The sequence below is a fragment of the Erwinia typographi genome (assembly GCF_000773975.1).
GTDB classification, from domain to species: domain Bacteria; phylum Pseudomonadota; class Gammaproteobacteria; order Enterobacterales; family Enterobacteriaceae; genus Erwinia; species Erwinia typographi.
This window is the reverse complement of the sequence record NZ_JRUQ01000006.1, coordinates 22,831-35,979: the sequence shown is the minus strand read 5'-3', so window position 1 is coordinate 35,979 and position 13,149 is coordinate 22,831. Positions and strand designations below refer to the sequence as shown.

General features: G+C 43.0%; 13 protein-coding genes, 2 pseudogenes and 1 riboswitch. Of the genes and pseudogenes, 7 read left to right on the top strand and 8 right to left on the bottom strand.

Features of this window, described 5'->3' with window-relative positions; all coding sequences use genetic code 11:
- Window positions 1–48: 48 nt before the first annotated feature.
- The 4 genes from NG99_RS01170 to NG99_RS01150 form a co-directional block, all read right to left on the bottom strand.
- The gene (locus NG99_RS01170; RefSeq protein ID WP_034887530.1) at window positions 49–2,619 is read right to left on the bottom strand and encodes a DEAD/DEAH box helicase; all 2,571 of its coding nucleotides are present in this window, start codon (window positions 2,617–2,619) and stop codon (window positions 49–51) included.
- On the bottom strand, window positions 2,616–3,518 hold the full coding sequence (locus NG99_RS01165; RefSeq protein WP_034887528.1) for a HamA C-terminal domain-containing protein: 903 nt from the start codon (window positions 3,516–3,518) through the stop codon (window positions 2,616–2,618). Before NG99_RS01165 ends, NG99_RS01170 begins: the two co-directional genes overlap by 4 nt.
- Window positions 3,519–3,733: 215 nt before the next feature.
- Window positions 3,734–5,035, bottom strand: coding sequence for a tyrosine-type recombinase/integrase (locus NG99_RS01160; RefSeq protein WP_034887526.1), 1,302 nt, complete (start codon window positions 5,033–5,035; stop codon window positions 3,734–3,736).
- Window positions 5,036–5,102: 67 nt separating this feature from the next.
- Window positions 5,103–5,198: riboswitch (TPP riboswitch) on the bottom strand.
- A 444-nt stretch (window positions 5,199–5,642) separates the two neighbouring features.
- Window positions 5,643–6,047 carry a hypothetical protein gene (locus NG99_RS01150; RefSeq protein WP_034887801.1) on the bottom strand — a complete coding sequence of 135 codons (405 nt, stop codon included), beginning with the start codon at window positions 6,045–6,047 and terminating at the stop codon, window positions 5,643–5,645.
- Between the two features lie 163 nt (window positions 6,048–6,210).
- On the opposite strand from NG99_RS01150, the gene NG99_RS01145 reads away from it, so the two are divergent.
- The 4 genes from NG99_RS01145 (at window position 6,211) to NG99_RS01135 (ending at window position 8,504) form a co-directional block, all read left to right on the top strand.
- Window positions 6,211–6,729 (top strand): hypothetical protein, encoded by a 519-nt coding sequence (locus tag NG99_RS01145; RefSeq protein WP_052130502.1) that lies wholly within the window; start codon window positions 6,211–6,213, stop codon window positions 6,727–6,729.
- Window positions 6,730–6,739: 10 nt separating this feature from the next.
- On the top strand, window positions 6,740–7,396 hold the full coding sequence (locus NG99_RS29820; RefSeq protein ID WP_232298143.1) for a PAAR domain-containing protein: 657 nt from the start codon (window positions 6,740–6,742) through the stop codon (window positions 7,394–7,396).
- Between the two features lie 144 nt (window positions 7,397–7,540).
- On the top strand, window positions 7,541–8,101 hold the full coding sequence (locus tag NG99_RS29815; protein ID WP_232298142.1) for a hypothetical protein: 561 nt from the start codon (window positions 7,541–7,543) through the stop codon (window positions 8,099–8,101).
- The gene (locus NG99_RS01135) at window positions 8,082–8,504 is read left to right on the top strand and encodes a hypothetical protein (protein WP_034887522.1); all 423 of its coding nucleotides are present in this window, start codon (window positions 8,082–8,084) and stop codon (window positions 8,502–8,504) included. The genes NG99_RS29815 and NG99_RS01135 overlap by 20 nt, the downstream gene beginning before the upstream one ends.
- A gap of 39 nt (window positions 8,505–8,543) precedes the next feature.
- Here NG99_RS01135 and NG99_RS29625 read toward each other — a convergent pair.
- From NG99_RS29625 to NG99_RS01120, 3 genes and pseudogenes are all read right to left on the bottom strand, one after another.
- Window positions 8,544–8,957: pseudogene (locus tag NG99_RS29625) on the bottom strand (integrase); the annotation flags it as partial.
- Between the two features lie 274 nt (window positions 8,958–9,231).
- A complete protein-coding gene (locus NG99_RS01125) occupies window positions 9,232–9,552 on the bottom strand; it encodes a DUF1493 family protein (protein WP_034887519.1) in 321 nt (106 codons plus the stop codon).
- Window positions 9,549–10,004 (bottom strand): annotated as a pseudogene (locus NG99_RS01120) (STM2901 family protein). The gene NG99_RS01125 and the pseudogene NG99_RS01120 overlap by 4 nt, the downstream one beginning before the upstream one ends.
- An 897-nt stretch (window positions 10,005–10,901) precedes the next feature.
- Between NG99_RS01120 and NG99_RS29035 the strand changes: the two are divergent.
- From NG99_RS29035 to NG99_RS01105, 3 genes are all read left to right on the top strand, one after another.
- Window positions 10,902–11,075, top strand: a complete 174-nt coding sequence (locus tag NG99_RS29035; RefSeq protein WP_157032523.1) for a hypothetical protein — start codon at window positions 10,902–10,904, stop codon at window positions 11,073–11,075.
- 187 nt (window positions 11,076–11,262) lie between these two features.
- Complete coding sequence (locus NG99_RS01110; protein ID WP_034887515.1) at window positions 11,263–11,511, top strand: hypothetical protein; 249 nt, start codon at window positions 11,263–11,265, stop codon at window positions 11,509–11,511.
- A gap of 36 nt (window positions 11,512–11,547) precedes the next feature.
- Window positions 11,548–11,970, top strand: coding sequence for a GNAT family N-acetyltransferase (locus tag NG99_RS01105; protein WP_034887513.1), 423 nt, complete (start codon window positions 11,548–11,550; stop codon window positions 11,968–11,970).
- A gap of 58 nt (window positions 11,971–12,028) precedes the next feature.
- Here the strand turns inward: NG99_RS01105 and apbC are convergent, their stop codons facing one another.
- Window positions 12,029–13,141: an iron-sulfur cluster carrier protein ApbC gene (gene apbC, locus NG99_RS01100; RefSeq protein ID WP_034887511.1), complete on the bottom strand. Its 1,113-nt coding sequence runs from the start codon at window positions 13,139–13,141 to the stop codon at window positions 12,029–12,031.
- Between the last annotated feature and the right edge of the window lie 8 nt (window positions 13,142–13,149).

The window sequence follows — 13,149 nt, the reverse complement described above, 5'->3', positions numbered from 1 at the left end:
CTATGAGTTTTACCAGAGGCTATTTAACTAACCTCTGGCTTACGAAAATCATAAAAGCGAATGAATTTCCAATGAGTAAAGTTTATTTTTTTTAACCGACTCCTTAATTGTTGATTTATTTTTTATTACTAACTTGTTAGACTCAACGTTCATTTTCAAATGTTTTGAAAAATTCCTTTTGAGGTATACTGCGCAATCCCTTGAAAAACCCATCATTTGCAAATGCCACACGATAGGATCATTTGATCCAAATTCGATGAACTGTGACCAATTTGCGCCTGGATTTCCATGATGAATATAAGTTAAGAGCTGACAATAATGTGAAATATAATTCTGCAATAAATACCCCACTCGCAACTCAATATCTTTAATTGTGTCATTTACTAATGCTGTTATATGTGATGAATTATTGCTATCAAAAGGAATTGGTGCATTCTTTATATAAATGGTTTTGTTTTTCTTGTATATTATTGCCCCTGATATTATCTCTTGAAGGCTATTACCATACATCCATTGAGAAAGTATAAGTGCGTAATAAGGGATCGAATTAGAATATAGACGATTTTGACCAGTTGCGAACTTATCTATCTGATAAAGCTCAAAAATCAAGCTCAGCTTCGATTTAATTTCATCATATGAGAGCTGCCATGACAATTTTATTTCATTAACACTGAGTGATTTTATTTTATTAAACGCATTATACTGTGAGTCAACAGGAATATGACTATTTGCCAGAAGTATATTAAGTGGTAGATTAATATCTTTAGTGCTATTTTTTGCACTTAATACGATTTCTGGCTTACCACTGTGCTGAAAATAATTAATTAACGGAAGATGTTTCTCATCCCGCATCGTATCAATTCTAATCATATCACCTAATGTTCGCAGAAATTCAGAATTCTTAATCTTTCCTGTTTCTCCTGTAGCTATTATTTCATGCAACTCATTTAATCTTTTTTTGTCTTCAATATAAAAACTTGGCGTCAATGATATATCATTTCTATCTGATAATAGAATGTTATTGATTGCTTTATTATCCCATATCTTAACTTCATCCCTAATACAAAAAATATCTCCTGATAATTCCATAGCTAATCGACCAGCCCTGCCTGCCAAATTCCAAAAATCAACAGGCTCTAAAGGGCTAAGGCCTTTTTTATGAGTTAGAATGAAAACAGATCTCGCAGGTAAGTTCACACCTTCGAGAAGGGTAGACGTACAAAAGAGATATTCTATATTTCCTATTTTGAAGTTATGTTCAATTAGATCTCTAATCGATTGTGGCAAATTACCGAAGTGAAAGGCAACACCGTAATTAATAGCTTCAGCAAGTTCATAATTATCATGAACAAACTCTCTAATTTGTGCTGATATCTCTATATTTTTCGGCTTTATAGCTCTGTTATTTATTTTAAGATATTTGATAAAATCCCTGGTTCTAACAAGGGTACTTTCAACGCCACCACAGTATATGATCTTACTTTTCTTGTGATTTAATTTATAAATTAAATCATTCGCACTTTTATACTTGTTAAAATCCCTTTCAATTTTTTCAAGGTTTCTATCGTGTGTGTTTACAACACTAAAACTGTCATTTAATAAATCAATAAAATACATATTTAGCGCAGTGGCACCTTCTGTACTTCTATAAACCTTTGATTTAGAACGATTAAAGAGAGAATTGAACACATCAGGATTTGATAGGTTAGGCGATGAGAAGAATAGCTTTGCGCCCGGATTATTATTAAGAGTCTGCTCTATTGCCGAATACGTAACAAGACTCCTTGAGTCATTCTTAGTAGTAAGTTTTTGAGCCTCATCCACAAATAAATAATCAATCTTTAGTTCAGGGATAGTACTTATAAGACTAACCAATCTTTCAGGTGTTAATATAAAAATATAACCGCTATCAACCTCGCTATCGATCATATATGATGTGGTAACTATCGTATAGCTGTTAGAGCATGCCGAATTCGCCATTTCATTTTTTAGCTTAAGGGCATTTTGGCTTATTAATGCTCTTGTAGGTACGATCAACACTATATTTTTGTCATTATATTTCGACGTAATCTCTTTAATATAGGCGTTAATAACAAATGATTTCCCCATTGAGGTTGGGCCAGCAAAGCTAATAGTTGAACTGTTTTTCAATAATTGATACAACTCATATTGCCTGTCCGTGAAATATATCCCATCGTCATCTGTTTTTTGTACCGATTTTTTTATTATGGAGTCTATCTCTCGATCTAAGGGTAATGAGACCCCATCAGATATTAATTTTCCAGCTGCGTATACCCCAATTCTATTTATAACCGCTGAACCTATAAATTTGAAATATGGATCATCATTTTTGAATGCTGCTATTTTGCTTATTATTTCAAATGCACGAGTTCTATATACTTCAACATCGGAGTGAGACAAAATATCGGCAAAACGTAAAGCATGCGAGATCTTATTGGTTTCAGACAGCTCAAGAATTTTTATCGCTCCACGATCAAATAAAAACTTGTCATATAATTCACTTATATACTTATATATTTCTTTAAAATAAGGGCTCGCAAAAGCATCTTCTGCAAGGCGAGCCGCTAAATGAATATTATTAGAGCTTAATTCACTCATGAATCCCCCTCTATAGTTAGCATATCTTTAATTAGCTGCTTACGCGTTATATCTATATTCGTAAAAGGGACTATATATATGTGAAACTCATGCCCAAATAATCCATGATTGATAATCTTTTTTTGTATGGTTTTAACAACACGTGAAGCATGCTCTTTAACAGATTCATTTACCCACTCTCTGAATTCTTTGGTCTTCAATGCTAAGATGGAATTATCAACTGGTAGTTCGAATCCGAGAAATATGCCAAATGACAGGTCGAGATCCGGTCCATTATTACCAGAGGGTAGCAAAACTTCTTTTATCTTTTCATATCCAGCTTCTGAAACCATTTCATTTATAACATGTGTATCTATTAATCCTCTTTCAAACCCCATTCCATTAGCCTTGAAGTCAACTATAGAATCAAATGCCTCTCGAGCGCCATCTAACAGATCGGCATACAACTTAGACTCACCAAAAATTAACTGGAAACTATCGCCTGTTTCTAATAAATGTACACCATCAGAACCTTTAATATAGTCATTTGAATCCGTTTTCAATTCCATTTTGGAAAGTAGTTTGGGAGCATTTAATCCTGCCTCAAGAAAGGCATATAAGAGCAACTCACCCAATTCACCTTCATTTGAAGTGTAACTTCGGAATTTTTGTATTGCTTCAAAGAATGGCTTAGGACTATAAGCAGGATAGTTTTGTTTAAACTCTTCAATTCGCCTATTAGAATGTACATAACTAATAATAAGTTCCCGAAGTTCTTCAACCAACTTTGAATATATGAATTGATTGCTTTCAATATTCAATATATGCAAGTTTAACGTTGATTGCTGTGGGCAAGTGTCTATTTGTACAGTCTTAAATAAGTTCAAAAACCGTTTATCAACTCGTATTGGTAGTAGCATATCCACAATACCTTCTTGTTATCATGGACAAAATTTATCATACCAAGTATATGTTGTCGATTTCTTGCACTGATTATAGATACTGTATTAATATACAGTCAAGTGATGTTTTGGTGTTTTTGTTCAAAAAATGCACTATTGGAATGGTCTGTAATACAAATAAATACTTAACTCTGACGTTACCATAGCAAAACATTCATAACGAATATGCTATCTCAGATCCAATAAATCCCATCAATAACATAGCAAACTGATGATAGTGGAAACTTATGTAAATAGCGTTTCGTGATCCCACCGCTCTTCTCATGGCCTACCGTCTGTTGTAGGTGAAGAATGTTGGTCACCCAACCAGCCATTGCCGCAGAGCAGACCGAGTGACGGATAGAATGCAGCAACCGTCTCTGTCCATAATCGTCCAGATAAGGAATACCCAACTGATCCCGAACATCAGCAAATACTTTACCGATCTTAGTCATGTTTGTACCTGCCACTTCTGAAAAAATCCGCTCTTTCCACTGGCGATCAACGTACTCCATGAAACCCCATTCAATTAACTTAGGGTGGATGACCACCTGCCTTGTAGCGTTCTCGGTTTTCCCCTGCCCTCCTTCGGCTATCAGGAAGTAGTAACGCTGGCTATCCTCATCATATTTGATCTGTGACTTCTCCAGCTTGCCTATCTCACCTCTTCTGGCTCCCGTGTATGCCAACAACAACGTGATCCATTTTTGCCAGTTATCTGGCTGCTTGAGCGCCCACCCTACAAACTTTTTCATCTCCGCAGTGCTGTAAGCACCAAATCTCGCTTTTGAAGGTGCAGCCACTACGCCATCAGTTGGCGATTTCTGCAAAACGTCTTTGCTTTCAGTTAGAAACGTTTTGAACAGTGATTTGTAGATTTTGAGATGCTTATGGATAGCTTCAATCCCCACCAGATCATCTGGTGGCACTTCATCACATTCAATCAGCTGCTGCACTGTCATTGACCGGTAAGGCTGCACAACTCGCTTAGGGAGGTTCTCAACAACTTCCATCACCTGTTTAATGTCCTGCTTGGTGATAGCCGCGACATTAGTTTCTCCACCCAAGACAGTTAGCAACACTTCCATGTAGCGCTCATTTGCCATTGAGATCGATTTCGTCCAGTTTCGCCCCTTTTCGTCTTTGTACATCGCCCACGCATCCGAGAGGGTTAGCGCTTTTTCCGGTTCGGCTGGCGGTTGAGATTCCACGATTTCAACAGGAGGAGCTATCTGCTGATAGGGCAAAAGTGGATTTCTCACAGCCTTGCGTTCTGACGCAATCAGATTAGACAAAAATGATTCGAACACGAGGAGCGGCGTAGCTAATGATTTAACAAAAGGTATGTGTGCCGTAACGCCAATCATCAAAGCAGATGCTTCGCGATAGCTGTCAGTGAGAAGGGATTTCTTATACATCCTGCCATTTGAAAGCCGAATTTGCAGGTAGTAGTTGCCGTTTCGCTGAAACGTGTATGGAAGAGTTCTGTACCCCATAAATACACCCTTTTTGTACCTCAAGTGCATTGCGCACCGACAAAAAGAGAGCCAACCTCATGATAAGTAGGCCGAATTTCGGCCCCCTACGCTGGCATTATCCAGATCAGGTGGTACGGGTATTTCTCAGCCTTCACATGGAAGGGCACCCCGAGTCATTTGGTACAAATTAGCTTACTTTTTGCCAGCTTAGGGGAAGTTGCTTGCTGACGCAAGCCCGCCCTCTCGGTTATCGCTTCTTCACCGTGAAAACACACATAACCCCTTTTTTTGACCCCCACCCTAATACAAAAAAGGAGCCGAAGCTCATTTGTCACATCAGCCGCCAGCTCTACTTTGACTGTTGCGATTGTACGAGGCAGCCTTGTAAGATTGCTGTCCGCTGCCGTGTTGCCATTGCCAACAGACATTGGGTACTCTGAACACGTTTAGATCATGGCACAGCGACAAGCCACCAGCAGCAGATCTGACGCTCTGGCACGAATATCTGGCGAGGCTCTTCCCTGACCAGGCAGACCGCGACAACATCGCCTCCTCTTACACTCTACTTAGGAAAGCAAGCCGTTAACTGTAAGAGCCATTAAAGGGATTTATGACCTGGTAAGTCTCAAGTTGAAAAGCTACAGTTTTTGCAATACCAACAGGCGCTGTACGTCTGCCCCGCAGGAAACAAAACCATGTGCGTTTTTATCTGATTGACCTCATAGCATTTCGGACAAAATGCAGTTTCATCACCATCTTTCCAGTACAGCCCTTGTTTGAAGGTGAAAGTTGATTTATCTTTTAAACTCCCCTCAAGATCTTCGATCTTTTGCTCGGCATCTAACAAAAGTGTTTGCATGGTTACCGCTTCGATTTTGGCGTTAGCAAGTTCAACCATCAGATTAGCCAACTCAAGTTTGAGCGTGGCCTTGTCCAGTTCATCGCTGTTATTTGCCAGCTTTTGGGTGATACTCACCGCTTTATCGAGAATCCCGACCGCTGCCGCTGTGCTTGCCAAGACACCTGCCATAACCTCTCCTACCTGAAATTTATCGAAGACCAACTCTTACAATTTTACCGGATAACCTTCTGTTAAGAAACGAAGTTTCACTTAAGCCTGATACTTGTTGCGCATGTGGTTATTGTTTGTAAAATGACCGCTGGGATTATTTCAATAACAAGTAGAGGGACTTATGAAACAGTACAATAACGATCTTACCTCGGAAATTCTGGCATCTTTTGATAAACCAGCGTTCAGTGATGAACAAGTTGCCGGAATGAGTCAAGAATGGCAGGAACTCATTGCTAAACAGCAAACCGAACTCAAAGAGCATCCAGTGATCGAGATCTACCGCATCGCTGCTAAAGGAAGTCTGACTCGTGACGGTGGCATACTCAAAACCGCAACTGCCACTTCGGAAGTAGAGATCAGCACAGGCCAAAAACTCAGGGTAGCTCAAACTCAGGATACTGTCGTTTATCCCAATGGTACGAAAGCGACAATAATCAGTGGTGCAGGAGAGGCAGCCCATAATAACGCAGGCCGTAGCGTTGCTCTTGTCGGCGGTCGTCTCAGCAATGGAGATGAAATAATAAGTACTCCTCAGGGAACGGGAATACTGGTTCTACGCCGTGGAATTCCAGCAGCAAATGGATTTCTTGTTGATAACTTTGAAGTAGATAAAATGTTGGCAGCAGAAACTGCTCACTGAGGGATCACTGATGGTTAAGCAAAGAACGCTTGCAAAGCTGGGTAATAAAACGAGGTACGGGCACATCGTTTCTGCCTCATCAACTATTTTTGATGAAGATCATAATCCATTAGTGAGAGCTGGTGATAAAGCATGGTGTGATGTTTGCAAAGGTGCTTTTGAAATCAATGCAACCTATACCGGATTACTCGAAGCTGGTTTCATCGCGGGTGATGGAGATCTGGTTTTATGCAACTGCAAAGATAACTTTGTGATCGCCATGTCCGGCTTCACTGGGGAACGTCATCCGGGAATGATGAGCGCTAAATCAGCAGCCGCTGCTGTACCTCTGGTGCAACAAGCCCAGCAAGAACCGGAACAACACGCCCAGACAGCGAAGAAGAAAACAGGCATAGACGCAGGTTTCGCCGTCCTCCCTTATGGCGATACTACAGAAGCCTGGCAACGTCAGCTATTCACTGAAAACCCACCAGCAGGAGCCAAAGAGCTATTTGCTACGCTGAACGGTGCAGACAAAAGCTATAAAGCTGGTTCTATTATGCTTCTGGTTGATCCTGATAAGCAGGACGACGAACAGATCGCACATATGAAAGCCGCGAAAGCGCGAATTGATGTTGCATTGGCACCGTTGACACATGAAGAAGCTAACTTACTACACAAGCACTAAGCTACCATAGCTAATTTCACCAGCTACGCTGATACGGGAATTGGTCTTGCTGCTGATCCTGTTGGAAAATACTTTGAGAGTATCGAAAAAATACTCAAGGAGATCCAAGAAACGTATAAGAATACCTACATAACAAGAGGGGCGTTGATTGGTGAACAATTTTATGTCAGACGTAGCCAATTGTTTAAAGAGCTTGAATCCATACTCAAAGTCAATTTCCTGAATAAGGCTATGAAATTCGGAGAGTATACCAAAATAAAAAATGCACTCGGCCTGTCCAGCAGTTCTATTGCCCACAAATGGAACGAAACGGGGATCAGTGACATTGAAGGCTATGCTACCCACATCGAACGGGCAGCTAAATACGTAAAAGCAATGCGTTACACTGGTTATTTAGGCATTGGTTTTAGCGGACTCCATTCTCTTAACGAAATTAATGAGGCGTGTTCTGTTGGTCGCGAAGCTGAATGTACCAAGAAAAAGTATACTGAGATAGGTAGTTTTGCTTTGGGTACAGGTGGCGGTGTTCTCGCTGGTGGCGGGGCTATACCATTATGCGTCGCAATCGGCGTTGGTACTGCTGGTGTTGGCGGGCTTGTTTGTACCGTTATTGCAGGTGTTGGTTTAGGGTACGCTGGTAGCACAGTGGGGAGTGCTGTTGGGGAATTAGGCGGAGAACAGTTGTATGACGTTTTCGGCAATTAATTTCCTGATGATACATCGAGTTGAAATCGCTGGGATCTTTTTGATTCTCGGAATAATTAATTATGTTTCTTCCGTGATTTATGACAAATTAGCCAAGAGAAAATTCATGACTCTCTGCTCGCTATTTGTTGAAAAGTTTGGAGCAAGGCCAGCTGAAGTCTTAATTTATCAGGACGGGGGCTTCTTTTTCTCGTTTATGCGTGATGCGTTCTTTATTAAAGCATTATACTTTAGGGAGAATTCTTTTCATACTCGAGGAATGAATAATGAGCAAATTCGCTTCATTAAAGAACTCCCTAATCATTACACCGATTGGTTACGTGTAAAAGTGCGACTTTCCATTATCGGTATTATTTTACTATTCATGATGTTATCAGTTTTCTATTTGCCATCATTAATTTGACGGCACTAAATAGCCAAGTTTTACGCTTGGCTATTTTATTCACTCCCAATCAATACCATCAATTACATAAGAAACTGAGGATAAGGGAAACGTATGCAAATAGCGTTTAGTGATCCCTCCGCTTTTCTCGTGGCCTACCGTTTGTTGAAGATACAAAATATTTTTCACCCAACCAGCCATTGCAGCAGAACAGACCGAGTGACGGATAGAATACAGTAACCGTCGCTGTCCGTAATCATCCAAATACGGGATACCAAGCTGATCACGCAAATCAGCAAACACTTTACCAATCTTCGTCATGTTAGTAACTGCCATTTCTGAAAAAATCCGATTTTTCCACTGTAGATCAACGTAATCCATGAAACCCCATTCGATTAACTTCGGGTGGGTGACTACCTGCCTTGTAGCGTTCTCGGTTTTCCCCTGCCCTCTTTCGGCAATCAGAAAGTAGTAGTGTAAGTATCCCGGAAAACCGGATCATTCATTTTTCGAGTTCTTCCGGCATACTCATTTTTCCTGAGATGAATTGCTTACGGCCTGTGTCTATAACACCTTCTATTACCTTGTAATTTCAGGGAAGATTCACTCTATCATCTATTATTTTATATATTGCAGGAGATATAAAAAATCACCTTTAACCTCACCTCTCAATCCATTGATTAAATAGGTTTTGAAACCATTATTATCATCAAAATAAAAAACTCATAATTTTAACTCCTACCTATAGTCATCCATACAACCACTTACCAGCTCTGGCAGACTCAATAAACATATTTATTGTTAACGGTTTCTTATCTTGATTTATGGGTTTTCGACAAAGAAGTGTTGGAGTTTTCCATGGGAAATAGTTTTCAAGGGAAAACGGGGCTGACTGCACATTGAATCGTGAAAAATACTTAGCAGCCATTTCCGCTAAATCATCTGCTTCGTGAAGTTCCTGTAAAGCAAACTGGTCATCAACATCAACCTTCTTGAGAAAGAGAGTTGTTACCAGTGGCAATTCGTTTTTAACAAAATCTCTGACAGCAGTATCTGTTACCTGACTCACCAGATTTTATCCTCAGATCGTACAATCAAATTGTAATTATTTATGGTGCGGAAACTAATCAGTGACACATCGCGCGCCAGTATAATCCAGCCCAATACGGGTACAGCCCTGCCCACAAAAGCACCAAGATTATTTACCCACATGATTTTAATCCCTCTCAGAGAAAAAGATTTCCTGGTAAGTGTTGGTAAAATCCGTGCCTGAAATCTGTAGCTGATATGTTTCCGAAAGAACAGTGAGGCATGGGATGTTCCCTGTGTGGCCGTGTTAGGTTTACCAGCAACATCGACACTATTATTACCCAATATTAGAGCAGCAACACCCACAACGTCCTGTACACCTAACTGCTTTTCTGTTTCTTCTATAAGCACCTAAAAAAGTAGCTCATGGGGTGTAAGATTTGGTAGTCCCTTGTAAAAGTATGTCCCGTTAAGCTCTTCAGTCGTATCCATACCAAAATCCTTTTCATTGGTTAATCCAGCTAATGATAAACCTTTTGTATTTCCAGGCAAGGTTGCTTACTCATAGGGACAAGAGTCGTCCTTGTCCTCTTCTGACTCGTCATGGTGGAACATCCGGTTAATCACGTATCCCACGATAATCCACAACACCAGCAAACAAACTGTCCATAGAATCCATCCCATAACCCGCCCTCTTTATACCAAACTCTCGATTTTCGCCCTAAGACTACGCCTAAAAATTGATCGTTATTATCGATCAATACTATAGTACAGATCGATTAAATCTATCAAAAGAGATTTTAGTGATGAGCCAAATAGCATGGATCGTCATGCTGCGGTTATGTGCAACCTTATGGGGAATGGTGTTATGGATAGCGCTATAGATGAGCAAGAGAGCAAGAAGCCATCACCATTAGCTGACTGGCAACTTACCGGGAAACTAAGAGAATTTATCGAATCGTTGATCGAGGATGCGGAGTTAACTGAAGTATGTCCCGTCAGGCTCTCCAGTCGTATCCATACCAAGATCCTTCTGTTCCGGTTACACCTCAATCCTACCCATTGAAATCCCATTTATTGGTCAGATTTTTTAATCAGGACACTCTATACAACCATGACAGGAACTAACCAATAGGGACATTCATCGTCCCTCTCCTCATCGAGTCCGTCACGAGGGTAAATCTTCATTACCAGGACATCGGGAAGCCCTACGACACCACTAAACAAGCAGATAGCCCTGGCGTTCACCTCCCACCCCCCAACCCTCTAGACCAATACTGAAATTTCATCCGTAGGATAAAGCTTAAAGTTTGATCGTTATAACCGATCAATAATATAATACAAATCGACTAAATCTATTAAATATAAGTAAATGATGAGGAAAATTGCATGGATCGTAATGCTAATGTTCTGCGCCACTGTATGGGGGCTTGCGTTATGGATGACGTTGTAGATGAAAATGACCGGGAGAAGCCAGCGCCATTAGACGGTTGGCAGCTTTCCGACGCACAGCGAAAATTTATCGAATCGTTGAGAGAAGATGATGATGAAGTGGCCCAATGAAGGGCCATTTTTCATCCTCAGCGCCAGCCAGTCCTGTCAGTGATGTGGCAACCTGTTGATACGAGGGAGGGTGTGTCGCATTGTGGCAATGCGTGGTTTGCCCTTCCCCGCCTTTTTGTTAAAGTCCAAAAATCAGCTACTCTGAGGCAAAAGTCCGTCCACAGCACAGACAATTACAGACCATCCTATGACCAGACCGCTAAATGAACAGTACGGCATCAGCGTGGCAGCGTTGAAGATGCTGCAATATCTCAGGCAGATCGCTCGCGGAGATCGGGGATTTTCGATTCTCGACACCACGCTTAACCACCGCTGCAACGTTACGCCGCCGGATAATTTCAGGTTGCTGAACGAACTTTTTGAGGCCGGTAAAATCGACTACGACTATCGCGGCACCGGGCTGGACGGCGAACGGCATGTCAAGCTGGTCTGGTAACCGCCGCGTTGGGCTGCGCAGCTACGGGAGCGGATCATGAAGATACGGCCCTTTACCGAAGCGGATCGCCCTTTCCTGCGCACGCTTTTTCTGGCCTCCCGGAAGGCGAACTGGCGCTGGCTGGAGAGCAGCGGCTGGAAACTGGAAGATTTTGACCGCGTCACCCTTGGTGAACGCATTCTGGTGGCTGAAGATAACGGGCATCGCGCCGGTTTCGCCGCCGTGTTGCCCAACGATAATTTTCTTCACAGCCTGTTTGTCGATCCGAACTGGCAGGGAAACGGCGTGGGCAGCCTGCTGCTAAAAGCCGTGCAGCAGGGTTTTACTTCATCCGGCGCGCTGAAATGTATGAAGGCCAATACCGCAGCGGTAGCCTTTTATCAGCAGCATGGCTGGACGATAATTTCTGATGGCGAGAGTGAGCACGGCGAGTACTGGCTGATGCATTTTGTGCTTTAACAGCAGGCAGAGAATGGAATGTATCCCCCTCCACCTGCAAAATTAACGCCCGCAGGATTTACACTGCGCGGAACGAAATATCAGCAGGAATGACCTCCCCTTCCCAGTACAGTTGCGAAGCCACCAGCCCCGCCAGCTGGCGATAAAGAGCAGTAAACTCGCTGTCAGGACGGCGCACTACCGTTGGCTGGCCGTCGTCCAGATCTTCACGCAGGGTAATATGCAGCGGCAGCTGGGCCAGCAGGCGCGTATGGTACTGCTCTGCCAGCCTTTCCGCGCCGCCGCTGCCAAAAATGGCCTCATGGTGACCACAGTTGCTGCAAATATGCATACTCATGTTTTCCACCACGCCCAGCACCGGCACGTTCACCTTATTGAACATCACGATGCCCTTACGCGCATCGACCAGCGCAATATCCTGCGGCGTAGTGACCACCACGGCACCGGTTACCGGCACGTTCTGCGCCAGCGTCAGCTGAATGTCTCCGGTGCCCGGCGGCATATCCAGCACCAGATAATCCAGATCCGGCCACATCGTCTCATTCAGCAGTTGCATCAGCGCTTTGCTGGCCATCGGCCCTCGCCAGACCATCGCATTATCGTCGGTCACCAGATAGCCAATCGAGTTAGTTGCCAGGCCGTGCGCCACAATCGGGGCCATATGAGTGCCATCCGGCGAGGTTGGTCGTTCGTCCCGCGTGCCCAGCATATCAGGGATGGAGGGACCGTAAATATCCGCATCCAGGATACCCACCTTCGCCCCTTCGGCCGCCAGCGCCAGCGCCATATTGACCGCCGTACTGGATTTCCCCACGCCGCCTTTCCCGGAGCTGACGGCAATAATGTTCTTCACGCCGCTGGCGCCGGGATGATTTTTTACCCGCTTAAGGGTGGCGATATCGTGGTTCAGCCGCCAGCTTATCGCCGTCGCGCTGGTCAGGCGAAGCAGCTCCGCGCTGGTACTTTCCTTCAGCGCTTCAAAACCGCTGAGCCAGGCGAAAGGCATCACCAAATCAATATGCAGGGTATTGTCCAGCAGCGTGCAGTGATGCAGCGCCTTCAGCGTGGTGAGGGGGTGCTTCAGCGTTGGATGTTCAAATGTGGTCAAAATGCCCATCACCATCGCACGCAGCGCTTCCGGTGAATGTTGACCCTGGGAGTGTAACGTCATCCCGGTTC